Consider the following 24228-nt stretch of genomic DNA (forward strand, 5'->3'; position numbering starts at 1 on the left):
CCGCACCTGCACCACCTAGCAAGCCCCCGAGAGCCCCACCCTGCAACACCCCCGCCCAGCACCAGCCCCAAGCCAAACCCCATTCCGCAACAGGCTCTGCAACCCGCCACTCGACAAACAACCCGCCACTGGAGGCTCTCGATTAGTGAGCTACGCCGTACAGGCGGTCGCCGGCGTCGCCTAGGCCGGGGACTATGTAGCCTTTTTCGTTGAGGTGGGAGTCCATGCCGGCTATGACCAGGTTGCACGGTACGTCGAGGTGGGTTAGTTCGTTTTCGACGCGTTTGACGCCTTCGGGGGCGGCCAGGAGGCAGATCGCGGTGATGTGGTCGGCGCCGCGGTCCACCAGGAACTGGATGGCGGCGGCCAACGTGCCGCCGGTGGCGAGCATCGGGTCGAGGACGTAGCACTGGCGTCCGGACAGGTCCTCGGGGAGGCGTTCGGCGTACGTCGACGCGGTCAGGGTCTCCTCGTTGCGGACCATGCCGAGGAAACCGACCTCGGCGGTGGGAAGCAGCCGGGTCATGCCCTCGAGCATGCCGAGGCCGGCCCGCAGGATCGGGACGACGAGCGGTTTCGGCGCGGCGAGCTTCACGCCCTCGGCCTCCGCGACCGGGGTCTGCACCGTGACCGGACCGGTGCGCACGTCCCGGGTCGCCTCGTAGGCGAGCAGCGTGACGAGTTCCTCGGTCAGCCGCCGGAACGTGGGTGAGTCCGTGTGCTCGTCGCGCAGCGCGGTGAGCTTGTGGGCGACGAGCGGGTGGTCCACGACGAGGATCTGCATAAGGCCGAACGGTACCTGAGAGGGCGTCTGAGAACCCTGCGCCTACTGCGGGGCACTCGGCACGGCACCTCGCCGCACGGGTGCAAAGGCCACGATGCTCCGCATCGAGACCTTCGCCCCCGCACGCCGATGCACCGCACCGAGCACCTCCTCGCTACGACGCAGAGTTCTCAGACGCCCTCTCGGCGATTCGCGGCGGGAAAGCGCGCTCGCTGCGAAACTGGAAACTGCATTGGATTCTGCCCCTGTTCGCCCACCAGGGAGTAGTTCGATGACCGAGAAGACGCCCGAACAGCTCGAGCGGCTGCGGCGCCGTGCCGCCTTTCTGCGTGAGCTCGACGAAGCGCGCGCCCTCCGCGACCGGATCGCTCCCCGGCGGGCTCGGGTCCGCCAGTTGCGCGAGGCGATGCGCAGAGCGACGTACCATCACTGAGAGGTGGTCTGAGAACTCTGCGCCTACTGCGGGGCACTCGGCACGGCACCTCGCCGCACGGGTGCAAAGGCCACGATGCTCCGCATCGAGACCTTCGCCCCCGCACGCCGAGCTACCGCACCGAGCACCTCCTCGCGACGACGCAGAGTTCTCAGACCACCTCTGACCGTTGACCGGTGTTGGTGGATCTGATATCGGCTTGAGATCGCCGGGACGCCGCTGGTCTGGGACGATGATGCGGTGTCTGATGCCACGGTTACCGACCTGGACTTCGCGGTCGCTGCGTACACCGAGGACGGGAACTGGACCGTCACGCCGCTGGTACTGCGCGGTGAGCCCGATCTGTCCACGCTGGTGTCCGCACTCCGCCGGTATCCCGGTGAGGCCGGGGTGCTCGGCCTGGTGTCGGTCGACGAGGACTTCTTCGTCCTGGTCAGGGTGCTCGGCGGCCGCGCCCGGCTGCTGATCTCCGACGTGACCGCCGCGACCGAGTGGCCGCTGGCTCGGCAGGTCGTGGACGAGTTGGACATCCCGCTGGCCGATGACGACGACGAGCAGGTGCCGGCCGGCGACCTGGCGATCGTCGCGGATCTCGGGATGGCCGCGATGGATCTCGGCGCGCTCTGCGACGACGTCGATCTCTACCCGTACGAGATGCTCGAGGAGATCGCCGAGACGCTTGGCTTCGGCAACCAGTTCCAAGACGCGATCGAAGCCGTTGGCTAGCCCGATCCTGCGGCAGGCGTGGTCGCGGTTGATGACGCTGGCCCTCGAGGAGGCCGAGCGGGCGTTGCCCGATGTACCGATCGGGGCGCTCGTGGTGGACGAGGGCGGCGAGATCATCGGGCGCGGGCACAACGAGCGGGAGGCGACCGGCGATCCGACCGCGCACGCGGAGGTGCTCGCGATCCGCGACGCGGCCCGGAAGGTCGGCGAGTGGCGGCTGACCGGGTGCACGCTGGTGGTCACGCTGGAGCCGTGCACGATGTGCGCGGGGGCGATCGTGCTGTCCCGGCTGGACCGGCTGATCTTCGCGGCGTACGACGAGAAGGCCGGCGCGGTGGGGTCGCTGTGGGACGTCGTACGGGACCGTCGGCTCAATCACCGGCCCGAGGTGATCGGCGGTGTGATGGCCGACGAGGCCGGTGCCCGGCTGCGCGATTTCTTCATCGGCCACAGACCTTGATATTGTCCTCGGCGGTGGCGTGTCCGAGCGGCCGAAGGAGCGCGCCTCGAAAGCGCGTGACGGGCAACCCCCGTCCGAGGGTTCAAATCCCTCCGCCACCGCCAAAACCGCCCTCCGGGGCGGCAGCGAGCCCGAAGACCCTGATGCTGTGTGATGCGTCAGGGTTTTCGTCTCTCTGGACCTGACTCGGGACGCTCGACGAGAGGGCCCCTATGGATGTTGCGGAGCTCGACGGGATTCTGCTCGCGGGCGCGGTGATTCTGCTGGTCGCCGTGGTCGCGGTGCGGTTCTCCGCGCGGCTCGGGCTCCCGTCGCTGCTGATCTATCTCGGGATGGGTCTGCTCCTGGGGGAGTCGGGCCCGGGGCACATCCACTTCGAGGACGCGCAGCTGGCGCACGCGCTCGGGTTCGCGGCGCTGGTCGTGATCCTCACCGAGGGCGGTCTGACGACCCGGTGGAACGAAGTACGGCCGGTCATGCCGCTCGGGCTCTTGCTGGCGACACTCGGGGTCGCGGTCAGTGTCGGGGTCGTCGCCTGTGTGGCGCATTTCGGGCTGGGGCTGAGTTGGCAGCTGTCGGTGCTGCTCGGGGCGATCACGTCGCCGACGGACGCCGCGGCCGTGTTCTCGGTGCTCAGACGGGTGCCGATCCGGCCAAGACTGCGGGGGGCGCTGGAGGCGGAGTCCGGCCTGAACGACGCTCCGACCGTGCTGCTGGTCACGCTCGTGAGCACCGGCGAGGTCAGCGAGAAGGGCCTGCTGTGGTTCAGCGGCCTGGTCGTCTACGAGCTGGTGGTCGGCGCGCTGTTCGGGCTGCTGATCGGGTGGGTGAGCGTCGGGCTGATCCGCCGGATGGCGCTCGGCTCCGCCGGCCTGTACCCGCTCGCGGTGCTCTCCGTGGCCTTCATCTCGTACGCCGGTGGCTCGGTGCTGCTCCACGTGTCGGGGTTCGCGGCCGTGTACGTGACGTCGCTGGTGCTGGGACGGGCGGAGTTGCCGCACCGGATGGCGACGCGATCCTTCGTCGACGGGATCGCCTGGCTCGCGCAGATCGGGTTGTTCGTCATGCTCGGGCTGCTGGCGTCGCCGGGGGACTTCGAGCTGAACGACGTACTGGTCGCGTTGGTGATCGGGGTCGCGGTGACGGTCGTCGGGCGGTTCGCGTCGGTGGCGATCTCGGCGGCGCCGTTCCGGTTGCCGTGGCGGGAGCGGACGTTCATCTCGTGGGCGGGACTGCGGGGTGCGGTGCCGATCGTGCTCGCGACCATCCCACTGGCCGAGGGCGTGCCGCAGGCGGCGCGGATCTTCGATGTGGTGTTCGTGCTGGTGCTGCTGTTCACGTTGCTGCAGGGGCCGTCGCTGCCGTGGCTGGCGAAGCGGTTGAAGGTCCTCGACGAGAACGCCGCACACGAGGTGGACATCGACGTGGCGCCGCTGGAGTCGCTCGGCGCGGACATGCTCCAGGTGCACGTACCGAGCGAGTCCCGGCTGGCCGGGGTCGAGATCGGCGAGTTGCGGCTGCCGCCCGGCGTCTCGGTCGCGCTGGTGATCCGCGGCGAACGAGCGTTTGTCCCGGACCGCCGTACCGTCCTCCGGGCCGCCGACAACCTCCTCGTGGTCGCGCCCAGCCCGGTCCGCGAACAGGCCGTACGCCGCCTCCGCGCCGTCTCCCGAGCCGGGCGCCTGGCCGGCTGGTTCGGCGAACGCGGCCGCGAACAGAGCTAGGTGCGCGTGGCTGCGGCGATCACCTTGGTGAGACGGGCGTGCAGGTCCATCAGTTCGTCGACGTCCATGCCCAGCCGCTCGACGATCGCCGGCGGCACCTCGAGTGCCTGGTCGCGCAGAGCCCGGCCCTTGTCGGTGAGCGCTACGGCGAGGGAACGTTCGTCGGCTCTGGAACGGTCGCGGCGCAGCAGGCCGGCCGCTTCGAGGCGCTTGAGCAGCGGCGACAGCGTCGCGGGCTCGAGTTGCAGCATCCCGGACAGGTCCTTGACCGAGACCGGCTCGAACTCCCAGAGCGCGAGCATCACCAGGTACTGCGGGTGGGTCAGGCCCATCGGCTCCAGCACCGGGCGGTAGAGCGCGACGACGGTCCGCGCGGCGACCGCGAGTCCGAAGCAGACCTGGTGCTCCAGCGCGAGGGGGTTGTCCGGCGGCGTGATCTTCGTCCCTGCCATGCGGTTAGTGTAGCAACATTATGTACACTAACTATTAGTGCGATAAGTCAATGAGGGAGTGAGGATGCCAGCGATACGACGCCGGACCCCGCGGCCGATGAACATCGAGACCGTGCAGCGCTGGGTGGTCTCCGCCGTCCTCTTCCACGTCGGCAGCGTTCCCGCCGTCACGCTGGCCGTCTACAGCATCGGTGTCGCCGGCGACACCTTCGGCAAGGGCGTCGGCCTGTGGCTGATGTCCGGCGTGATCGGTGTGCTGACCGCGGCCGGCATCCTCGCCATCCATCGGCGCAGACTGGTCTCGGCCTGGCTGCTGCCGGGCGTCCTCCCGACCGCGGTCACCGGGTTCTTCATCTTCTGACCGCGGCCGGACGGGTCAGTTGGGGTTCTGCCCCGACGGGATCGGCTTCGGGGTGTGGATGACCGGGAGGCAGACCGTGGAGCCGGGGGCGACGGTGACCGACGGGATGCCCTTGAGCTTCACGGAGCCGAAACCTGAGCCGATGACCAGGTCGACGGTGTGGTCGGTGCGGCCGTCGGCGATCATCACGGCCTTCTGGTTCAGCTGACCCGCGACCAGGAGCATCTCGGGCGCGTTCGCGGCGGCACCGCGCAGCGCCACCACGTCGACCTTGTCGCCCTTGGGTTCGTTCGCGATCTTGTCGATGTTGAACCCGCGCTGCTTCAGCGCGTCGGCCACCCGGCCGGCCGAGCCCGCGCGGGCGCCGCCGTTGTAGACGTTCAGCACGACCTGCTTCGGGACCAGACGGTTGTTCGCCAGTTTCTGCTCGGTGCAGGTCGGCTCGGCGCTGCTGTTCACGAGCGAGTTCCAGCCCCACCAGCCTCCACCGACGAGGATCCCCAGCAGGATCACCATCGTGATCGGCGTACGCCACCGGATCCGCGAATGCGGTCTCGGTTGCGGATGGATCGCTGTCATTTGCTCCACCCCCCGTGAGCGGCAGCCATTGGTCAGTCCACTACCAGTACCCGTGCGTGCAGGACCTGACGCTGCTGCAACGCGGCCCGGAGCGCGCGGTGCAGGCCGTCCTCGAGGTACATGTCGCCCTTCCACTCCACGACGTGCGCGAACAGATCGCCGTAGAAGGTCGAGTCCTCGTCGAGCAGTGCGTTGAGGTCCAAGGTGCCCTTCGTCGTGACGAGTTCGTCCAGCCGCACCTGCCTGGGCGGCAGCGAAGACCAGTCCTTCGGCCGCAGCCCATGGTCCGGGTACGGCTTGTCGTCCCCGACACGCTTGAAGATCACCCCCCGAAGTCTAGCGGTGTGAAAGGTCCTACGAGGAGGTCATGAATGTCACCGGAATAGTCCGCTGACACGACGCAACCTTTTGCGGCCGTTGGGCGTCCCACGGAACAGGGAGCAGTGGGCGCGGTCTCGCACCCACGAGCATGGGGGTGACCGGTATGCGAATTCTTCCGAAACTCGGCCTCGCGACCGCGGCGATCACGGTGGTCGCGCTCGGTACGACGGTGCCGGCCGAGGCGATCACGGTGTCTCAGGTGAAGGCGGCCCAGACCCGGCTGAACAAGCTCGGCTGTGCCTCCGGCCCGGTCGACGGCAAGGCCGGTGCGATGACCCAGGCCGCCACGGTCCGGTTCCAGTCCGCCAACGTCCTGAGCCAGACCGGGTCGCTGAACAGTACGACGTACTCCCGGCTGATGGCCTCGACCGCGAAACGCTGCGATGTCCGCGCGGTGCCGGGACGCTCGGGGACCGGGCGCCGGATCGTGATCAGTCAGACGCAGAACTGGGTGTGGCTGATCGATGCCCGCGGCAAGGTGGTCCGGCAGGGCGGGATCATCGACAACCCGACGTACCTGAAGGCCGGCACGTACACGAGCGGCTCGAAGTGCGGGCGGGCGGCCCGGGTACTGCGGAACACCGACGGCGGACGGCTCTACCTGAACCATTTCGTCCGGTTCGCACCGTGCGGCATCGGGTTCCACCAGATCCCGACGTACAAGTCGAACGGGCAGCAGATCCACGCCGACTGGTTGCTCGGGACGAACTACCGCGCCTCGCACGGCTGTATCCGGGTCTCGGCCTCGATGTCGGTCGCGATCTGGTCCTTCGCGGCCGGCGCGACGCGTGTGGTCGTGATGCGCTGACTCCGGACGGCTAGCATGCCGACGGGTAGTTCCGTCAACCGGGGAAAGGCGCGCTCAGATGGCCGAGAAAGCCGACGTCGTGGAGACCGTGAAGCAGGGGTACGCGTTCGAGGGGGCGGCGCTCGAGCTGGGCGCACTGCTGGTCGACGGCGAGCCGAAACCGGACGCGGCGGTCCGGATCCCGCTGGGCATGATGAACCGGCACGGCCTGGTCGCGGGTGCCACCGGTACCGGTAAGACGAAGACCCTGCAGCTGATGGCCGAGCAGTTGTCCGCGGCCGGTGTCGCGGTGTTCGCCGCCGATATCAAGGGCGACCTGTCCGGCGTCTCGCAGCCGGGTGAGGGCAACGACAAGCTGCTGGCCCGGACCAAGTCGATCGGCCAGGACTGGGTCGGGACCGGGTTCCCGACCGAGTTCTATGCGCTCGGCGGGCAGGGTTCGGGCGTTCCGATCCGCGCCACGATCACGTCGTTCGGCCCGGTGCTGCTGTCCAAGGTGCTGGGGCTCAACGACGTCCAGGAGTCGTCGCTCGGGCTGATCTTCCACTACGCCGACAAGGCCGGGCTGACGTTGCTCGACCTCAAGGACCTGCGGGCCGTCATCACGCACCTCACGTCCGACGAGGGCAAGGGCGACCTGAAGGAGCTCGGCGGTCTGTCCGCGGCGACCGCGGGCGTGATCCTGCGTTCGCTGATCGGGTTCGCGGACCAGGGCGCCGAGGCGTTCTTCGGTGAGCCGGAGTTCGACACCGCGGACCTGCTGCAGCAGCGCGACGGCAAGGGCGTCATCTCGCTGCTCGAGCTGCCGAACCTGCAGGACCGGCCGGCGCTGTTCTCCACCTTCCTGATGTGGCTGCTCGCCGATCTGTTCCACGACCTGCCCGAGGTCGGCGACGTCGACAAGCCGAAGCTGGTGTTCTTCTTCGACGAAGCGCATCTGCTCTTCAACGACGCCTCGAAGGCGTTCCTCGACTCGATCGCGCAGACCGTCCGGTTGATCCGGTCGAAGGGTGTCGGCGTGTTCTTCGTGACCCAGACGCCGAAGGACGTGCCGGACGACGTACTGGCGCAGCTCGGTTCGCGGGTGCAGCACCAGCTCCGGGCGCACACGCCGAACGACGCGAAGGCGCTGAAGGCGACGGTGTCGACGTTCCCGAGTTCGTCGTACGACCTGGCTGAGGTGCTGACCCAGCTCGGGATCGGCGAGGCGATCGTGACCGTGATGAACGAGAAGGGCGCGCCGACTCCGGTCGCGTGGACCCGGCTCCGGGCGCCGCAGTCGCTGATGGCGCCGGCGTCCGCGGAGCAGCTGACCGCGACGGTGCAGGCGTCGGCGAACAACGCGAAGTACTCGCAGACGCTCGACCGTGAGTCGGCGTACGAGGTGCTCGCGGCGAAGGTGCAGGCCGGGGCCGCGCAGGCCGAGGCCGAGAAGCAGCAACAGGAGCAGGCCAAGCAGCAGGAGGAGCCGCGGCCGCGGGCGCAGAAGCAGGAGAAGTCGATGGTCGAACAGGTCGTCGGGTCCTCCGCCTTCAAACAGTTCGCCCGCTCGGCCGGCCGGGAAATCGTCCGAGGCCTCTTCGGCGCCGCCCGCCGTCGCCGCTGATTTCCTTTGCCCGCAAGGGAAAACCTGCGTTTTATAGTTGATCAAACGACTGAATTCTCGGCTGTGAGGATCGTTCTCAAGTCGTCATCCACAGCCGCGCCGTCACCGATTGGGACCTGACGCCTACTCGTCGTACCGTGTGAAGTGATGGTTGCACAGAGTAGGCGAGCGATACGTTCCTGGGCGCTCTGGACCCTGACGGTCCCGGCGTTCGCCGTTGTCGTGCTCGTCGACCTGGCCGCGATCGGGTACGGCGCGCACGCGTTCACCGACCGCCCGAGCTGGCGCGGACTGGACGTCGTGTTCGCGCTGACCGTCTCCGCGCTGATCTCCGTCGAGGGCGCGCGCCGGGTGGAGAGCCGGCGGCGGCGCGGCGGCGCGCTGCACAAGGACTTCGCCCCGGCCTGGATGATCGCCGCGGCGCTCATCCTGCATCCGGCGCTGGCGATCCTGGTCGCGGTGCTGCTGCGGATCTGGTGGCGGATCCGGGCCGGCAAGTGCATCCCGTACCGCTGGGCCTTCTCGACCGCCGTCCACGTCCTCGCCGTCGGCGCCGCCCACGCGGTCTTCGTCTCCGCGCGCGGCCTGACCGGCGGCAACCTCGGTCTGGTCGTGTCGATGGTCGCCGGCGCGATCGCGTACGTCGTGACCGACACCTTGCTCTGCGGGCTCGCGATCTCGCTGATCATCCCGGGCAGCAACCGCCGCGAGACAGTCGGCGGCCTCGACGACCTGTGCACCGACGCGACCGCCGCCACCTTCGGCTGCCTGCTCGCGGCGGCCTGCCTGATCAGCCCGTGGTTCGCGTTCGTCGCGATCCCGATCACGCTGACCGCGCAGCGCGCGCTGCTCCTCGGCCAGTTGGAGACCGAGGCGCAGACCGACCCGAAGACCAGCCTGACCCGGGTCGACTGGTGGCGCCGCCGGACCGAGCAGATGCTGCGCACCTCGCGGAACCAGCACGAGCCGATGGCGGTGCTGCTGCTCGACATCGACCACTTCAAGCAGGTCAACGACCGGCACGGGCACCTGGTCGGCGACGAGGCGCTGCGCGCGGTCGCGACGATCCTGCGCAGCGCGATCCGCGCGAAGGACGTGATCGGCCGGTTCGGCGGCGAGGAGTTCGTGATCGCGCTTCCGGACACCGGGCTCGACGAGGCGACGGTGACCGCCGACCGGCTCCGCAACGCGGTGGCGAACAGCCCGCTGGCCGCGATGTGCGCCGGCGTCCTCGATGACCCGGACCTGGACCCGGACACCTTCCACCTGACCGTCAGTATCGGCGTCGCGGTGTACCCGGCCGACGGGACGGCCGTCGACGACCTGCTGCTCCGCGCCGACCGTGCGATGTACGCCGCGAAGGACGCCGGTCGGAACCGGGTCCGCCTGGCCGCCGACACCGTCCCGCTGCCCCGGCTGACCGCCTCGACCCAATTCTCGGAACACACAGAACCTTTGGCGCCCGCTCAGCGTCCTGTGAGGTGAGGACGGCAGGACGGAGTGCAGATGGCGGCAACGGGGAGTCGTGACGACGACTTCACGGCGTTCGTGCTGGCCAGATCCGCGCGGTTGGTGCACTTCGCGCGGGTGCTGTGTGGTGATGCGGGCCTCGCGGAGGATCTCGTGCAGACCGCGCTGGAGAAGGCGTACCTGCGCTGGGACCGGATCGAGATGGCCGACCCGTTCGCGTACGTCCGGCAGGCGGTGGTCAACCAGCACCTGTCCTGGGTACGTCGGCGGCCGTGGCGTGAGCGACCGACCGGGGACCCGGCCGAGCTCGACCTGCTGCTCGAGGCGGAGGTCGATCCGAGTGGCGGGGTCCATCGGCGGGTCGCGGTCGGGGCCGCGCTCGCCACGCTGAGCCGGCGCGAGCGAGCGGTCGTCGTACTGCGGTACGTCGAGGACCTGACCGAACGGGAGACCGCGGCGGTTCTCGGCGTGGCGATCGGGACGGTGAAGAGCGCGAACGCGCGGGCCCTGGACAAACTACGGGCCGCGCCGGAGCTGAGCGGTGTGGGGGAGCGAACATGAACGACGAGCGCGGGACGCCGGCCGAGGAGGAGCTTCGGGTCGTGCTGGCGCCGGACGATTCCATCGCGCCGCTGGATCCGGCGCGGGTGATCGCTGGTGCGCGTCGGCGGCGGGCTCGGGGGCGGGTTGCTGCGGCCGGGGCTTCGGTTGCGGTCGTCGCGGTGGTCGCGGTCGCGGGGATCGCGGGCAGTGGTCAGCTGCGTGGCGACGTACCGCAGCCGGCGAATCCTGGTCCGTCGGTGACGGTGCCGCCTCCGACTCTTCCTACTCCGAGTCGCGTGACTGCGACGCCGACTACGCCGGTCCCGACGCCGACGGAGCCGTCTACTGTGCCGCCGACGGCGCCGCCTCGGAGGATGCCGACGGCGCGGCCTACCAGTACTCCGACTTCGAGCACGCCTTTGCGGCCGCCGCGACGTACGCCGACTGGGTTGCCTACGCCGTCCAGCTTGTCGTCCCGTAGTCCGGGCTGAGGCCGGCAGAACCATTTCGCCACCCGGCTGCGTCCTTCAGCCCGACCGAACATCAATAGGTGCGGAGGGCAACAATGGACGAGGTAGGCCGGAAGCGGCGGATGACCCGGATTCTGCTGGGCGGGCTGGCCGCCGCGGCGGTGGTGGGTGTCGCGGTCGCCGGTACGGCGATGGCGCGCAGCGGCAACTCAGCCGCCGACACAACCGCCCAAGGCGGACCAACCGCCGCAACCCCCTCCGAAGCAACCCCAACCCCCGCCACCCCGAGCGAGTTGGCCACCCCAAGCGCGGTGCCCACGCCGACGCGCTCATCCTCGGCACGCCCGGTTCCCCCGACCCTCCCGCCAACCCCGTCACCCACTTGCACCCCAACCCGCGCCCCGAAACCGACGCCGACCCGTTCGCCGCGAGCGACCCCGAGCGTCCCGCCGACCGCGGTACCGACCCGCGCGCCGCGGCCGACGCCGACCGTGCCGGCGACCCCGACCCGTTCGCCGAGGGCGACGCCGAGTCTGCCGCCGACCGCAGTGCCGACCCGGGCGCCGCGGCGGCCGGCTCCGGCTCCGACGTGTGTGACGCCGTTGGAGCCGCGGGCTACTCCGACGCGGTCTCCGCGGGCGGTGCGGCCGACGCCGACCGTGCCGGGTACGCCGTCTGTCGCGCCGACTCGCACGCCCGAGCCGCGCGCGACCCCGACGCAGCCGCCGACGGTCCCGTCGCGCGGTAAGTAGGCGGACCTGCACCACTCACCAAGGGGACGGCCGCACGCCCACCGAGCAGTCGGTGAGCGTGCGGCCGTGGTGCTGCTGGAGGTTGGTGAGTGGTGCAGGTTCAGCAGGCGCCGAAGCTCCCCGCCGACACCCACGCCTTCGCGACATACATCCCGGTGTGAACCCGCAGCCACACACTGCTGGTGCCCTGCGACCCGGTGACGCTCTGCCCAGTGGTCTGGCACTCGACAGTGACCTGCGCCGACTTCCCGGCCATCCCGACGACCGCACCGGTCGAGTTCGGCGCGTTCCGCACGTTCAGGTACCCGGACGAGATCGACACCGTCCCGCGCCCACCATCGCCGGTCCACAGGTACGTGACGTCGACCCACGAGTTGTCGGCCAGTTTCAGCGCGTCCCAGAACACCCCGTCCGCGAGGTCGATCCCCGCCGGGTTGGCGACCGTCCGGCCGAACTGGTCCTTCCCGCCGTTGTACCCGTTCTGGTACGCGGCCTGCGCCTCGGGCTTGCCCTGCGGCAGGTCCTTCCACATCTCACGGGTCGCACTCGGGTTCCAGTAGTCGTCCTTGGTGTTCCACGGGCCGACGTCCCACACCGGCTCGAACGCGCAGCGCGAGGCGGTGCAGACCTTCACCGAGTACGTGCCCGATCCGGCGCTGGACAGCCCGCGCCGTGACGGCAGCGCGACGAAGTGGTCCCGGCTGACGATCACGTGGCCGTTGGCCGTCGTACCGCCGACCAGACCTTCCCGCGTGGCGAAGACGCGCGACTTGAGTGGTGCCGCCTGAACGGTCATCCGCGGCGCGGCGGCCTGGTCCGTGGGCTGGACGGTGACGTCGCCGACCCACGGGCTCGCGCCGGTCGACGGTGCAGTCGAGGGGGCGCTGACGATGATGCGGACCTGGACCTGGTCGCTCGCACTCGGCAGCGCGGTCGGCGTACCGGCCTTGGCGGCCGTCCACTCCGACCACCTGTTGTTGACCCACGCCCGTACGTCGACCTCCGCCGACGAACTGTCCGGCGTACCGGCGGTGTAGCCGACGACCACGGCGGACGTGGGATCCGGGAAGCGGACCGGCGTGAGTTCCGCCAGGCCGGAGCGTTGCCTGATCTCGGTCGATCCGATCGCGGCCGGTGCGTCGCCGAGGACGATGCGGCTGCCCTCGACCTTCACGTTGCTGGATCCGGCGACGGGCTGGGCCGCGACCGCGACGGGATCTGGGGTCGCAGCGCTGCTGGGCAAGGTTGCCGTAAAGATCGCGGCGGTCATCGCCAGACAGGCGGTGAGCGCGGTTGCACGGGTGATACGCATGGGCGGAACCTCCGGGGCGGTGAAGGTTAGGGCGTGTCTCCCAATCCCACGCCTACTGCGCGGCACTCGGCGGGCACCTCGCCGAGCGGGAGCGAAGGGAACGATGAACCACATCGACCCCTCCGCTCCCGCTCACCGAGGCACTCCGCCGAGCACCTGCTCGCTACGGCGTGGGATTGGGAGACACACCCTCGTGCACCCAATGTGACTCACAAACACCTCTTCTGCATAGACCGTGAATAAATTTCTCGTGACTGCGCAGAACCCGATCGGTCACCCAGCGGGTTTGGACCGGTGTGACAGAGGCTGAGGAGAATCGATGACCCGGACCGCGGACGCCGACTTCGAGCGATTCGTCGTAGCGCAGTCGACCCCCTTGCTCCGCTTCGCGGAGATGCTGTGCGGCGATCGGCACACCGCCGAGGATCTGGTGCAGCAAGCGTTGATGCGGTCCTATCCGAAGTGGCACCGGCTGGAGGGCGACCCGTTGCGGTACGTCCGGCGGGTGCTGGTCAACCGATTCCTCTCCCAGGCCCGCCGGCGCTGGAACAACGAAGTACCCAGCGATCCGGTAGCAAACGATTGGGACCAGCGAGCGGTGGCGGACTTCGCCGGGGCGGTCCAGACCAGGGAGGCCGTGCTCTCGGCCCTCAGTGGTCTGACCGTCCGGGAGAGAGCCGTGGTCGCGCTGCGCTACTCGCAGGATCTCTCCGAGGCCGAGACCGCCGAGCTGCTCGGCATGGCGGCCGGGACCGTGAAGAGCACGGCCTCCCGGGCGCTGGCCAAGTTGCGTCTGGCACCCGACCTGATCGATACCGGAGTTGGAGGAAACTGATGAGTGACGAGCAGCGGGTACACGACGCGCTCACGTACGAGATCGAGCCGTGGCAGCCGGACGCCGGCGACCTGATGCGGCGCGGCAAGCGGCTGACCTGGCTGCGCCGGGGACTGGCCGCGGCGGGTGTCACCGCACTGGCCGGAACCGTTGCGACGGTGTCCGCCGCGGTCGGCGGACCCGCCCTGCCGGTGAAGAACCTGCTGGCCGGCGGGGGAAAGCCCCCGGTGCCGGCGGTGGTTCCGGCGGGTACGCCGACGGCGCCGTCGGTGGACCCGACCTGCCTGCCGCAGAAGCCGCAGAACCCGGAGAAGCCGCAGCTGCCCAAGGCGACGGTCTCGGTGCACAAGACCATCGACCCGAACAACCCGCCGACGGCCAAGCCGACGCTCCCGGGCAAGCCCAGCCTGCCGACCGCGAAGCCGTCGTTGCCAACCACCCCGCCGTCGCTGCCTGGTAAGCCGCAGGTCCCGACGACCAAGCCCACGCTGCCGACCGCGAAGCCGAGCCTCCCGACGACCAAGCCGAGCTGGCCGACCGCGAAGCCGACGCTTCCGGGCACGCCGACGGTTCCGACCGCGAAGCCGACGCTTCCGGGTAAGCCGACCGTGCCGACCGCGAAGCCGACGCTTCCGGGTAAGCCGACCGTGCCAACCGCCAAGCCGACGCTGCCGGGTAAGCCGCAGGTCCCGGGCAAGCCGACTGTTCCGACGGCCAAGCCGAGCCTGCCGACCACGGTTCCGTCGGGCAAGCCGGTGCCGACGCTGCCGGACTGCGTGGACGGCGTGCCGACCACCAAGCCGACCGTGACGAAGCCGACGCTGCCGACCGTGCCGGGTAAGCCGACCGCGAAGCCGACTGCGCCGTCCCTGCCGACGGTCACGGTCTCTGGTGGTGTCGAGGTGACCGTCGACCCGGGTAAGCCGCAGACCACTCAGCCGACGCTTCCGAGCAAGCCGTCGGTGCCGACGACCAAGCCGACCTTCCCGACGGCAAAGCCGACGGTTCCGTCCGAGAAGCCGAGCTTCCCGACGCCGAGCGTTCCGACGACCTTCCCCACCGGCCAACCCTCCTCAGGCCGGTAGGGCACCCCGCCACCGGCGAGTAGGTTCACGCAGCCCTACTCGCCGGTGGCACCATCCGCTAGTTCGCGGGCCACATCCAGGTGGCCCGCGTGCCGTGCGTATTCCTGCAGGACGTGGAACAAAATCCAGTTCAGCGTCGGGCGATTGTCAGTCGTGAACCGCCCGCCCGGCGCTGCGACGGTCGCCGGATCCTCGCCGGCCACCACACTCCGGGTGAACTCGCCGCCCGCGTGCAACTGAGCCAGCAGCCCTTCGAGCGTGTCTCCCGCCTCGACCGTCCACGGCCCGTCCGGGTCGTCCGCCGAGTCACCCCACGGGTGCTCCACCTGCTCGCCCGTGAAGCCCCAGCGCAGCCAGCGGCGTTCCATGAAAATAAGGTGCTTCAGCAGTTCCAGCGGTGTCCAGCCCGATGGCAGCCTGCTGCTGCGCAGGTCGGAATCGCTCAACCCCACAAGCTTCTTCTCGATGATGTCCCGGTAGCGGTCGAGGTACTGCAGGTGCAGTTCGAGGGTGTCGGCGAGATCGCGCGGCGGCTTCATGACAGTGCTCGCAGGTACTCGGCGGTCGCGTCGTCGGCCGGGTAGAAGGACTCGATCATCAGCTCCGACACCGTGACGTCGAGCGGTGTGCCGAACATCGCGATCGTAGTGAGCAGCGACAGTTCGCGGCCGTCGTGCGTGAGGTTGAACGGTACGACGACCTCGGCCGGCCCGGGCGGCGCCGGCTTGTCGTCGACGGCGTACCCGCGAAGTTCGTCGTACAGGTCCTGGAGGTCGGGGTCCGCGGTGCCGGCGACCTGGCGTTGCAGGCTCGCGAGCGCGGCGGAGCGGACCTCGGCGATGTTGGCGATCCGCCGGGCCAGGCCGTCCGGGTGCAGGGTCAGCCGGAGGGCGTTGATCGGTGCCTGCAGCAACTTCTCGTCGACTTCCGCGGTGAAGATCGCGATCCCGGCGTTCGCCTCGACGATGTTCCACCAGCGGTCGACGACCAGCGCCGGGTACGGCTCGTGCGCCTTCAGCAGGCGGCGCAGCGTCGTACGGATCGCGAGCATCGACGGCGAGTGCAGCGACGCCTCGCTGTAGACCGGCGCGAACCCGCCCGCCAGCAGCAGCTGGTTGCGGTCCCGCAGCGGTACGTCGAGATGCTCGGCCAGCCGCATCACCATCTCGCGACTCGGCTTGGACCGACCGGTCTCCACGAAACTGACGTGCCGCGTGGACACCTCGACGCGGTTCGCCAGCTCGAGCTGACTGAGCCGCCGGCGCTCCCGCCAGCCGCGCAGAAGCTCACCCACCGGGCGCTGGAACGTCTCCTCGATCGTCGCTGCCATACCCCTGACCGTAGCGGGCCGCGTAGACAGCTCCATTACCTCTGACGTCATCGACGGTACGCCGGGCGTGGCGGCAAGGTTCTGGTCATCGCAACGAACCGAGGAGGAAACACCATGAACGCAACCGCTCTCGCCGACCAGTACTTCGCGACCTGGAACGCCGCCGACGCCGACCGCCGGGCCGAACTGATCGCGGCGAACTGGACCGCGGACGCGACCTTCCAGGACCCGAGCTTCGAGACCACCGGCCACGACGAGCTGAACAAGCTGGTCGGCGCCGCGCAGCAGATGTTCCCGGGGCTGTCGTTCGTCCGGATCGGGGACATCGACGAGCACCACAACTACCTGCGCTGGACCTGGCACTTGAAGGCCGAGGGGCAGGAGGCGGTGGCCGGCGGCACGGACATCGTTGTCCTCGACGCCGACGGCAAGATCCAGCAGCTGATCGGGTTCCACGACTTCGCCCCGGCGCACTGAACCTTCGGGCACAACCTGTGGCGCATCCGACTTGGGGCTGTTCCTGGATAGCCGATCGGCGGATGCGACGAGCCAGACCCGCCGCCTAGGTTGGCGGGCATGTGGAAATCGTTGACAGCGGCATCGATAGTGGGGTCCTTGGTAGCGGCCGCCGTTCCGGTGAGTACGGCGGCCGCCGCGGGGACCCTGGACTGGAAGGCCTGCAAACCCGGCGCGGTCGAGCAGTGCGCGACACTGACCGTGCCGCTGGACTGGTCGAAACCGGCCGGCCCGACGACGAACGTGTACGTCGCGAAGGTCCCGGCGAAGGATCAGAAACACAAACTCGGCGCGCTGTTCTTCAACCCGGGCGGGCCTGGCGGCGCAGGCGGCTCGATCTTCGCGGCAGGGCTCGCGGACGCGGTCCTGCCGCAGTACCGGGACCGGTACGACCTGGTCAGCTTCGACCCGCGCGGGACCGGGAGCAGCAGTCAGCTCGACTGCGGTCCGGTGCTGCGTCGCGGCGTACCGGTGTTCCCGAAGTCCAAGGCGCAGTACGACGCACTGGTCGCGTCGAGTCGCGCTACCGGGGAGCAGTGCCTGAAGCAGCACGGCGACCTGATGCGGAACCTGGACACCCGGACGGTCGCCCGCGACATGGACGCGATCCGGGCAGCACTCGGCGAGTCGAAGTTCAACTACATCGGGCTGTCCTACGGGTCGTACCTGGGCACGCTGTACGCGCAGCAGTTCCCGCAGCGCGTCGGCCGGATGGTGCTCGACGGGATCCTCGACCACAAGCAGGGCCCGGTGCGGCTGATGCTCGACGAGGCGAAGGAGATGGAGGCCGGCTTCAACCGCTTCGCCGCGTGGTGCGCCAAGGACGCGTCGTGCGCCCTGCACGGGCAGAACGTCGGCGCCGTCTGGGACGCGACCGTCCGCAAGGCCGACAAGACCCCGTTGACCGGTCCGCACGGTCCGGTGAACGGCGACGTACTCCGGATGGCGCTGCCCACTTTGTTGCCGTTGACATCAATGGTCTCGGACAACTGGCCGGTGCTCGCGACCGCGCTGGCGAAGGCGGCGAAGGGCGACGGCACCGACTTCGCGAACGTCAGCTACGTCGGTGATCCCGAGACCGCGTACGCCGCGGTGTCCTGCATGGACCTGCCGGGTGAGCTGCGTGGGTACGCCGATGCGCGCGCCCGGCTCGCACTGGCCAAGACCGTGGCGCCACGAGTCGGTGCGGCGGTCGAGGCCTGGGCGATCACGGCCGCCTGCGCCGGCTGGCCGATCCCGCCGAGCAACCCGTGGGGTGCGACGCCGGTGCACGGTACGCCGCCGATCCTGATCACCTCCACGCTGCACGATCCGTCCACGCCGATCACCAACGCCCGCGGCCTGGCGCGGCAGATCGACAACAGCCGGCTGCTGACCGCCGACGCCTACGGGCACACGGCGTACTTCAACTCGGCCTGCGCGCGGGACCGGATCGCCGACTACCTGCTGGACGGGAGGCTGCCGACCGCGAACTGCTAATTCGGTGGAAGGTGCTCGCCGGACGTGCGCAGGATGGACCATGCTCACTACCGAAGAGCTGGACGTTTTCGAGCGCGACGGGATCGTGAAGATCCCGTCCGCGTTCACCTCCGACGAGGCCGCGGGGATGCGGGACGTGCTGTGGAACGAGCTGTCCGCGCGGTATGCCATGGATCGCGACGACCGTTCGACCTGGACGCCGTCGCGACCGACCGGCCTGAAGACCACGAAGTCCTCACGCGGGGCCCACGCGATCCTCAGTCCGCGCGTGCGGTCTGTGCTCGATGGGCTGCTCGGCGAGTGGATCGAGCCGAAGGACCAGGGGCAGGTACTGGTCACGATGCCGGAAGACGTGCCGTGGGCGGTGCCGCATCGGCAGTGGCACACCGACGTCGGCTTCGAGACCGAGACCGGCGCGGTGAAGATCTGGGCGTTGTACGGCGATATCGGGCCGGGCGGCGGCGGGACTCCGCAGGTCGCGGGCTCGCACAAGGTGATCGAGCGGTTCTTGGGTACGACGGACGAGCGGGAGTTCAAGGCGGTGCGCGATCAGGTGCTGCGGTCGGATCCGTGGTTCCGCAACCTGACGTCGGAGGAGCGGACGGTCGACCCGATGGAGCCGGCCGATCTCGACGGATTGCCGGTCCGGGTCGTCGAGCTCACCGGTCAGGCCGGCGACGTGTACCTGACCCATCCGTGGATCCTGCACTCGATCGCACCGAACGCGGCCGACACCCCGCGGATGATGCGCAGCCGGTTCATCCGGAGAGCGCAGTAACCAGTCGCGCGCAGCGCACCGGGTCCTCGGTGAGGCCGACGGACAGTCCCCAGAGCCAGTAGTCGACAGTCCGCCAGATCACCCAGTCGCGCGCCCGGTCCCGGTCCAAGGCGGCTTCCCGGACCACGCTGTCGAAGTACTCGACGATGTTCGGCATCTCGTCGAGCCGCGTCCACAGCACCCGGCCGAGGTCGTACTCGATGTCGCCCTGGAACAGGACCGGGTCGACGGTGAGCCACGGCTCGCGGATCCCGGCGAGCACCTGCGCCGAGTGGAAGTCGCCGTTCACCGCCGCGGTCGAGGTGGTCTCGGTCGGCGCGACACGCAGCGCCTCGCGGAGGATCGCCTCGTCGAACGGCCGGCCGAGTCGCTCCCACTCCGGCTCCAGTTGGGCCGATCGCGTGGTCACGATCTCCGCGGTCGACCGCGCATCGGCCGGAGCGGGTACGGCGAGTCTGCGCATCAGCTGCCCGAGTACGACGACCGCTTCGTCGACGGGCCGGGTCGTCAACGGTGTGAACAGCCGTTCCAGCAGCATCGCGCCGGCGTCGACATCGGCGTCGTACAGGTGGGCCATGCCCCGACCTGCCCACCAACGGAGCGCCCAGGTCTGCTCGGCGACCTCCTGTCCGGGCGGTGACATCCGCAGTACGAACTCCTCGCCGCCGCGCGTGACCGGTACGACAACGGCGTTCGACCCGTGTGCAACCGCTCCCACGACCGTCAGATCCCACTGCCGGCACTGCCGCTCGACCGCCCTCGGCAGCTCCCGCAGCCAGTCCGCGCCCTCGGTCCACCACCGCGGCATCCGCAGAAATTCCTCGGGCAACTCGATCATCCGGACACCGTAACCGGGGCAACCCGGGGCATCAGCCGATTTTCAAATGCCCTCCCCGGCGGCGCGATCGAGGATCATGATGTTGGGCATGGGCGGAGAGGTTGACGAGGACGGGTTGCGGTTCGACGCGGCGGTGTCCCGGCAGATCGAGGCGGTCTACACCACGTCGGACGTGGTCGAGCAGCGGAGGGCAGTGCGGGCGGCGCTCGCGTTGCGGCCCGGCGACCGGGTGCTGGACGTCGGTTTCGGGCCGGGGCTGCTGGCCGCGGAGATGGCCGCGGAGGTCGGGCCGAACGGGCGGATCTGCGGGATCGACATCAGCGAGAGCATGCTGGCGATCGCCCGCACTCGCGCCGACGTCCCGGGCGGACCGGGGCTCGAGCTAGAGCTCGGCTCGGTCGCGCGGATCCCGCACCCGGCGGAGAGCTTCGACGTGGTGGTCTCCACCCAGGTCTTCGAGTACGTCGACGCGGTCGCGGACGCGCTGGAAGAGGTACGACGGGTGCTCCGGCCGGCGGGTCGCGTCGTACTGCTGGACACGGACTGGGGTTCGGTGGTGTGGCGATCGAGCGACGATGAGCGGATGGCGCGGGTGCTGACCGCGTTCGAGGACCACCTGGCGGATCCGCATCTGCCACGGACGCTGGCCGACGTACTGGCGAAGACCGGTTTCACGCCGACGCATCAGCAGGTGGTGCCGATCCTCAACACGGCGTACGACCAGCACACGTACAGCGGCGGGCTGATCGACATCGTGTCGGAGTTCGTCCCGGGTCACGCCGGCGTGACGGAGGAGGAGGCCCGCGCCTGGGCGGACGATCTGCGCGGTCTCGGCGCGAGCTACTTCTTCAGCCTGAACAGGTACTTGTTCGTCGCGTCGGCGCTTTGACCCATCCGGTTGGACGCTGTCGACCTCGGCGGGTGCGTCCTGGGAGAGACACACCCGCCGGGCCGGTCGTTCTCCCGCCCCTCAGTGGGAGAACTCGCGGCTCGGTGAACACCACCCATGCCCGAATGGCACTGACCGAACCGCGGGACCACCTACAGGTACCCCAGTTCGCGGTTTCGCACACACCCCGGCACGCGGTTCGGCCGGAAAACTTCACATTCCTCAAACCTTCGCCGGTAGTACCTGACCTGACAGCGGCCTAGGCTGGTTCGCGATTTTCGTGCACCAGGGGTCGGTGTGCGGACACCAAGGGGGAAGGAACGGCAATGCCGGATGTGTTCGACGACGAGTTGACCGAAGAGCAGCTGGACGAGCTGGAGGCGCTCGGCGCGGCCGAGGACGCGGAGCGGATCCTCGGAGCCGGGGCCGGTGGAAAAGATGCCTGAGGCAAGGATTCCCTGGCGGGGCTTCACGATGAACAAGCGCACCGTGGCGATGGTCGAGGCCGCGGAGCAGCTGTACCACTCGAAGTTCGCGATCCTGCAGGGGTCGTACAACGCCGGCGGCGTGGACGCCTCGGCCGGTACCCACGACGGCGGCGGCGCGGTCGACGTCGACGTACGGACGAAGAGCGCCGCGCAGCGGGTCGCGGTGGTGAAGGCGCTGCGGCAGGTCGGGTTCGCGGCCTGGCTGCGGACGCCCGCGCAGGGCAACTGGCCGTACCACGTGCACGCGATCGCGGTCGGCGACAAGGACCTGTCCCGCGGCGCGGCGATCCAGGTGGTCGAGTACCACCGGAAGCGGAACGGGCTGGCCAACCGCGGCCCGGACGACGGACCGCCCGGGTACTACGGGATGACGTGGGAGCTGTACCTGAAGGCACACCCGCCGAAGGAGCCGGTGCCGGACTCGACGATCTCGCTGGCCGCGATGGAGTACGCGCGCACGCACGACGCGATGACCGGCGTGTGGGGTGCGGACCGGGCCCGGGTGATCGCCTGGGCGGCGCATCCGCGGGTCGGTGCGATCACGAAGGCCGAGACGGTACCGGCGGCCGGCGTGCCGTGGCACCTGCACTTCCAGCGGGTGATCCGGAAGGTGCAACTGCACTTCAAGCTCGAGGTGACCGGCATCTTCAACACCGCGGTCGCCGGCGTGATGAAGCGCTACGGCTACAAGATCGTCGCCTGAGCAGCGACGAGGTCCCACAGGTAGCAGCCGGTGGGACCTCTCATCTTCTTTCTTTCCTTCCTTCGACAGGACCAAACGACAAAGCCCCACCGGTAGCAGCCGGTGGGGCCTTGGTGGTCCACTACCGCCCGGGCATCCCCGGTGCAGCTGTGGAGGTGGAGAGCGGAACCGACGCCGATGCAGGGGTCAAGACGTCAGCTCCGCTTGCCTGTGTGGAGTTATCTCGAGTCGGCCGCCCAGACGTGCGCCTGGTGGAACTCGAGGTGCTGCCGCATCGCCGCCGGAGTACCGCCGGGGCTGACGTACCCGAGGTGGTTCATGGTCGGTACGACGACCGCGTGGACGTCGGACCGCTTCACCTCGTCGAGCAGTGCGTGGAACGCCGCGGACTCGGCCGCATCGCGCTCGGTGTAGACGGTTCCGAGGGTGAATCCCTCGGCGCTGGCGAAGGCGGCGAGTGAATCGGTCGCCGCGGCCAGCTCCTCCGCGCAGTTCAGCGCGTCGGCCCGTACATACCCGAGCAGCGTCGGCCGGGTCGTCATCGGTCTGCGTCCACCAGCACCGGCTCGCTCGTCACCCGGAGGGACGCGAACCGGCGGCGCATGGCTTCTTCGTACTGCACTGCCTGCTCCGCCATGGCGGTGTGATCCGCGATCGGGTGAGCGCCGAACCAGACCCGCACGCGACGGTGCGTTGTGGGGGTCTCCAGCGTCTCGGTCATCGCAGTTCCTTCGGCAGTCTCGGTCCTCGCCGGACGGCTTTGTCCGGCGTTGAGATAAAGAACACCTCACCGATGGGTACCTTCGGAACACTTTGGTAAGGACCTTTACAGAGGCCTAACGCAGAGTAGGGAAACCCTACGAACGTGCAGGTCAACGCCCTCTCAGCCGGATCGTGAGGCGGACCGGAAACTCTGTCAAGAATGGCTGCAGCTATTTGCAGATAACGATTCGGCGTCGCGAATTGTTCGGCGGAGAGAGAAATTCGGATGTCCTGCTAACCGTTTGCAGCAGTCCGCTCACGCACCGAAAGGTAACTCACCACGACACCGAGCGCAGCGGCCGCCAGCGGTACTGCGAGACCGGTGCGGAAGCCGGCGCTCGTCAGCTCGTCGCCCGCCGCCAGAACGGCCGCCACCGCTGCCAGTCCGAGGGCGGATCCGAACTGGAACGACGTCGTCAGCACGCCGCTCGCCAAGCCCTGCTCGTCTTCGGCGACTCGCTCGGTCGCAGCGATCGTCAGCGGCCCATAGGTGAGCGCAAAGGCGAGCCCGAGCAGCAGGAACGCCGGAAGCATGACCGCGAAGGTCGTTCCCAGCGGTAGAAAGGCCGTGTAGGCGACGGCGGCGAGCACGAATCCGCCGAGCACCACGCGTCCGTTGCCGAACCGGGCGACCAGCCGTGGCGTGAGGGTCGGAGCAAGTACGGCGTCGATGCCGATCACCATGAGGGCTAGTCCGGTTTCCAGTTCGGACCAGCCGCGCAGTTCCTGCAGGTAAAGCACCGCGATGAACTGGAATCCGACGAACGATCCGACCAGCAGGATCGCGCCGAGATTCGCGCGGATCAGCGCGGAGTTCCGCAAAAGACCGAGCCTGATCAACGGAGTGGCGACCCGCTGTTCGATCCGCACGAAGGCCGCCAGCAGCACCAGTCCGGCGGCGGCAGTTGCCGACGTCTGTGCCGCCGGTACGTCGGGCGCGCGCACGACGGTTGTCACCAGCAACAACATCGCACCGGTCAGTGTGAAGGCTCCCGCCAGGTCGAAGCCGCCGCGATGGGCGGGCCGCGCGGGGTCCCGGGGGAGCAGCGCGACGGCGCCGGCCAGGATGACGGCCGAGACGATCACCGGCGCGAAGAACACCCATCGCCAGTCGATCGCGCTGAGCAGTCCGCCCGTGACCATACCCAGCGAGAATCCGCCGGCCGCGGTTCCGGCGTACACCAGCAAGGCCTTGGTGCGTTGCGGTCCCTCCGGGTAGGTCGTCGTGATGATCGACAGACCGGCCGGGGTCATGAAGGCGGCCGCGATCCCGGTGGCGAAGCGGGCCAGGATCAGCACCCAGCCCTCGGTGGCGAACCCGCCGAGGCCGCTGAACAGCAGGAACACCACCAGCCAGCCGACGAACATCCGGCGCCGGCCGAGCAGGTCGGCGGCGCGGCCGCCGAGCAGGACGAACCCGCCGTAGCTGAGGGCGTAGGCGCTGACGATCCATTGCAGTTCGCTGGTGGTCAGGCCGAGTTCGGCCCGGATGGACGGCAGCGCGACGCCCATCATCGAGACGTCGATACCTTCCAGGAAGATCGCGCCGCAGAGGACGAACAGAACGGCCCAGGCGCGGCCGGTCAGCCGCTCCGGGGTGACGGTTGACGACACGGGAGACTCCTTCTCATGGTTACCTCTTGTAACTGACCCCATCATCAGGA

The 24228-nt window shown here is 69.2% G+C and carries 29 protein-coding genes and 1 tRNA gene; 19 read left to right on the top strand and 11 right to left on the bottom strand.

The annotated features are described in order from the left end of the window. Positions 1–142: 142 nt before the first annotated feature. Entirely contained in the window at positions 143–784 is a 642-nt protein-coding gene (gene upp, locus E0H92_RS34365) for a uracil phosphoribosyltransferase (RefSeq protein WP_131499210.1), read from the bottom strand. Positions 785–1055: 271 nt separating this feature from the next. On the opposite strand from upp, the gene E0H92_RS44410 reads away from it, so the two are divergent. The 5 genes from E0H92_RS44410 to E0H92_RS34390 all read left to right on the top strand — a co-directional run bounded on the left by E0H92_RS44410 (position 1056) and on the right by E0H92_RS34390 (position 4127). Continuing rightward, positions 1056–1217: a hypothetical protein gene (locus tag E0H92_RS44410; protein WP_165547398.1), complete on the top strand. Its 162-nt coding sequence runs from the start codon at positions 1056–1058 to the stop codon at positions 1215–1217. A 240-nt stretch (positions 1218–1457) separates the two neighbouring features. Further along, positions 1458–1943 (top strand): tRNA adenosine deaminase-associated protein, encoded by a 486-nt coding sequence (locus E0H92_RS34375; protein WP_131468858.1) that lies wholly within the window; start codon positions 1458–1460, stop codon positions 1941–1943. Positions 1944–1974: 31 nt separating this feature from the next. Then, a complete protein-coding gene (locus E0H92_RS34380; protein WP_131468894.1) occupies positions 1975–2403 on the top strand; it encodes a nucleoside deaminase in 429 nt (142 codons plus the stop codon). 13 nt (positions 2404–2416) lie between these two features. Beyond that, positions 2417–2507, top strand: a tRNA-Ser gene (locus E0H92_RS34385). Between the two features lie 108 nt (positions 2508–2615). Continuing rightward, a complete protein-coding gene (locus tag E0H92_RS34390) occupies positions 2616–4127 on the top strand; it encodes a potassium/proton antiporter (protein WP_131468860.1) in 1512 nt (503 codons plus the stop codon). Here the strand turns inward: E0H92_RS34390 and E0H92_RS34395 are convergent. Then, complete coding sequence (locus tag E0H92_RS34395; protein WP_131499211.1) at positions 4124–4579, bottom strand: MarR family winged helix-turn-helix transcriptional regulator; 456 nt, start codon at positions 4577–4579, stop codon at positions 4124–4126. The genes E0H92_RS34390 and E0H92_RS34395 overlap by 4 nt on opposite strands. 64 nt (positions 4580–4643) lie before the next feature. Between E0H92_RS34395 and E0H92_RS34400 the strand changes: the two genes are divergently transcribed. Then, complete coding sequence (locus E0H92_RS34400) at positions 4644–4940, top strand: hypothetical protein (RefSeq protein ID WP_131499212.1); 297 nt, start codon at positions 4644–4646, stop codon at positions 4938–4940. Positions 4941–4955: 15 nt separating this feature from the next. Here E0H92_RS34400 and E0H92_RS34405 read toward each other — a convergent pair whose 3' ends face one another. After that, positions 4956–5519 carry a LytR C-terminal domain-containing protein gene (locus E0H92_RS34405; RefSeq protein ID WP_131468866.1) on the bottom strand — a complete coding sequence of 188 codons (564 nt, stop codon included), beginning with the start codon at positions 5517–5519 and terminating at the stop codon, positions 4956–4958. A 32-nt stretch (positions 5520–5551) separates the two neighbouring features. Beyond that, positions 5552–5845, bottom strand: coding sequence for a type II toxin-antitoxin system VapB family antitoxin (locus E0H92_RS34410; protein ID WP_130386840.1), 294 nt, complete (start codon positions 5843–5845; stop codon positions 5552–5554). A 158-nt stretch (positions 5846–6003) separates the two neighbouring features. Here E0H92_RS34410 and E0H92_RS34415 point away from each other — a divergent pair, with 158 nt between their 5' ends. The 6 genes from E0H92_RS34415 to E0H92_RS34440 all read left to right on the top strand — a co-directional run bounded on the left by E0H92_RS34415 (position 6004) and on the right by E0H92_RS34440 (position 11545). Beyond that, a complete protein-coding gene (locus E0H92_RS34415) occupies positions 6004–6708 on the top strand; it encodes a L,D-transpeptidase family protein (protein WP_131468868.1) in 705 nt (234 codons plus the stop codon). Between the two features lie 58 nt (positions 6709–6766). Next, positions 6767–8314: a helicase HerA-like domain-containing protein gene (locus E0H92_RS34420; RefSeq protein WP_131468870.1), complete on the top strand. Its 1548-nt coding sequence runs from the start codon at positions 6767–6769 to the stop codon at positions 8312–8314. Positions 8315–8461: 147 nt separating this feature from the next. Further along, complete coding sequence (locus E0H92_RS34425; protein WP_131499213.1) at positions 8462–9799, top strand: GGDEF domain-containing protein; 1338 nt, start codon at positions 8462–8464, stop codon at positions 9797–9799. Positions 9800–9820: 21 nt separating this feature from the next. Continuing rightward, positions 9821–10345 carry a SigE family RNA polymerase sigma factor gene (locus E0H92_RS34430; protein ID WP_131468874.1) on the top strand — a complete coding sequence of 175 codons (525 nt, stop codon included), beginning with the start codon at positions 9821–9823 and terminating at the stop codon, positions 10343–10345. Further along, on the top strand, positions 10342–10818 hold the full coding sequence (locus tag E0H92_RS34435) for a hypothetical protein (RefSeq protein WP_131468876.1): 477 nt from the start codon (positions 10342–10344) through the stop codon (positions 10816–10818). Before E0H92_RS34430 ends, E0H92_RS34435 begins: the two co-directional genes overlap by 4 nt. A 361-nt stretch (positions 10819–11179) precedes the next feature. Further along, a complete protein-coding gene (locus tag E0H92_RS34440) occupies positions 11180–11545 on the top strand; it encodes a hypothetical protein (RefSeq protein ID WP_131499214.1) in 366 nt (121 codons plus the stop codon). 104 nt (positions 11546–11649) lie between these two features. Here the strand turns inward: E0H92_RS34440 and E0H92_RS34445 are convergent, their stop codons facing one another. Further along, positions 11650–12861 carry a hypothetical protein gene (locus E0H92_RS34445; RefSeq protein WP_131499215.1) on the bottom strand — a complete coding sequence of 404 codons (1212 nt, stop codon included), beginning with the start codon at positions 12859–12861 and terminating at the stop codon, positions 11650–11652. A gap of 319 nt (positions 12862–13180) precedes the next feature. Between E0H92_RS34445 and E0H92_RS34450 the strand changes: the two genes are divergently transcribed. Both E0H92_RS34450 and E0H92_RS34455 read left to right on the top strand, forming a co-directional pair. Next, on the top strand, positions 13181–13696 hold the full coding sequence (locus E0H92_RS34450) for a SigE family RNA polymerase sigma factor (RefSeq protein ID WP_131295212.1): 516 nt from the start codon (positions 13181–13183) through the stop codon (positions 13694–13696). Next, positions 13696–14781 carry a hypothetical protein gene (locus E0H92_RS34455; RefSeq protein WP_131499216.1) on the top strand — a complete coding sequence of 362 codons (1086 nt, stop codon included), beginning with the start codon at positions 13696–13698 and terminating at the stop codon, positions 14779–14781. Before E0H92_RS34450 ends, E0H92_RS34455 begins: the two co-directional genes overlap by 1 nt. Positions 14782–14816: 35 nt before the next feature. On the opposite strand, the gene E0H92_RS34460 is transcribed toward E0H92_RS34455, so the two are convergent. Both E0H92_RS34460 and E0H92_RS34465 read right to left on the bottom strand, forming a co-directional pair. Continuing rightward, positions 14817–15320 carry a DinB family protein gene (locus tag E0H92_RS34460; RefSeq protein WP_131499217.1) on the bottom strand — a complete coding sequence of 168 codons (504 nt, stop codon included), beginning with the start codon at positions 15318–15320 and terminating at the stop codon, positions 14817–14819. Further along, the gene (locus tag E0H92_RS34465; protein WP_131499218.1) at positions 15317–16111 is read right to left on the bottom strand and encodes a helix-turn-helix domain-containing protein; all 795 of its coding nucleotides are present in this window, start codon (positions 16109–16111) and stop codon (positions 15317–15319) included. Before E0H92_RS34465 ends, E0H92_RS34460 begins: the two co-directional genes overlap by 4 nt. 114 nt (positions 16112–16225) lie before the next feature. Here E0H92_RS34465 and E0H92_RS34470 point away from each other — a divergent pair, with 114 nt between their 5' ends. From E0H92_RS34470 to E0H92_RS34480, 3 genes are all read left to right on the top strand, one after another. Next, on the top strand, positions 16226–16588 hold the full coding sequence (locus E0H92_RS34470) for a nuclear transport factor 2 family protein (protein ID WP_131295216.1): 363 nt from the start codon (positions 16226–16228) through the stop codon (positions 16586–16588). Between the two features lie 99 nt (positions 16589–16687). Beyond that, a complete protein-coding gene (locus E0H92_RS34475; protein ID WP_131499219.1) occupies positions 16688–18106 on the top strand; it encodes an alpha/beta hydrolase in 1419 nt (472 codons plus the stop codon). A 40-nt stretch (positions 18107–18146) separates the two neighbouring features. After that, positions 18147–18884 carry a phytanoyl-CoA dioxygenase family protein gene (locus E0H92_RS34480; protein WP_131466783.1) on the top strand — a complete coding sequence of 246 codons (738 nt, stop codon included), beginning with the start codon at positions 18147–18149 and terminating at the stop codon, positions 18882–18884. On the opposite strand, the gene E0H92_RS34485 is transcribed toward E0H92_RS34480, so the two are convergent. Further along, entirely contained in the window at positions 18865–19722 is an 858-nt protein-coding gene (locus E0H92_RS34485) for an aminoglycoside phosphotransferase family protein (RefSeq protein ID WP_131499220.1), read from the bottom strand. The genes E0H92_RS34480 and E0H92_RS34485 overlap by 20 nt on opposite strands. Before the next feature lie 88 nt (positions 19723–19810). Between E0H92_RS34485 and E0H92_RS34490 the strand changes: the two genes are divergently transcribed. Together E0H92_RS34490 and E0H92_RS34495 are read left to right on the top strand one after the other, a co-directional pair. Continuing rightward, on the top strand, positions 19811–20611 hold the full coding sequence (locus E0H92_RS34490; RefSeq protein WP_131466782.1) for a methyltransferase domain-containing protein: 801 nt from the start codon (positions 19811–19813) through the stop codon (positions 20609–20611). Between the two features lie 438 nt (positions 20612–21049). Next, positions 21050–21802 (top strand): hypothetical protein, encoded by a 753-nt coding sequence (locus tag E0H92_RS34495; RefSeq protein WP_131466781.1) that lies wholly within the window; start codon positions 21050–21052, stop codon positions 21800–21802. A gap of 218 nt (positions 21803–22020) precedes the next feature. Here the strand turns inward: E0H92_RS34495 and E0H92_RS34500 are convergent, their stop codons facing one another. The 3 genes from E0H92_RS34500 to E0H92_RS34510 all read right to left on the bottom strand — a co-directional run bounded on the left by E0H92_RS34500 (position 22021) and on the right by E0H92_RS34510 (position 24178). Next, the gene (locus tag E0H92_RS34500; RefSeq protein ID WP_131466780.1) at positions 22021–22344 is read right to left on the bottom strand and encodes a hypothetical protein; all 324 of its coding nucleotides are present in this window, start codon (positions 22342–22344) and stop codon (positions 22021–22023) included. Beyond that, a complete protein-coding gene (locus E0H92_RS34505) occupies positions 22341–22523 on the bottom strand; it encodes a hypothetical protein (protein WP_131295223.1) in 183 nt (60 codons plus the stop codon). The genes E0H92_RS34500 and E0H92_RS34505 overlap by 4 nt, the downstream gene beginning before the upstream one ends. 275 nt (positions 22524–22798) lie before the next feature. Next, on the bottom strand, positions 22799–24178 hold the full coding sequence (locus E0H92_RS34510; protein WP_202873983.1) for an MFS transporter: 1380 nt from the start codon (positions 24176–24178) through the stop codon (positions 22799–22801). Between the last annotated feature and the right edge of the window lie 50 nt (positions 24179–24228).

This window comes from Kribbella speibonae, assembly GCF_004331375.1.
Classification (GTDB): domain Bacteria; phylum Actinomycetota; class Actinomycetes; order Propionibacteriales; family Kribbellaceae; genus Kribbella; species Kribbella sindirgiensis.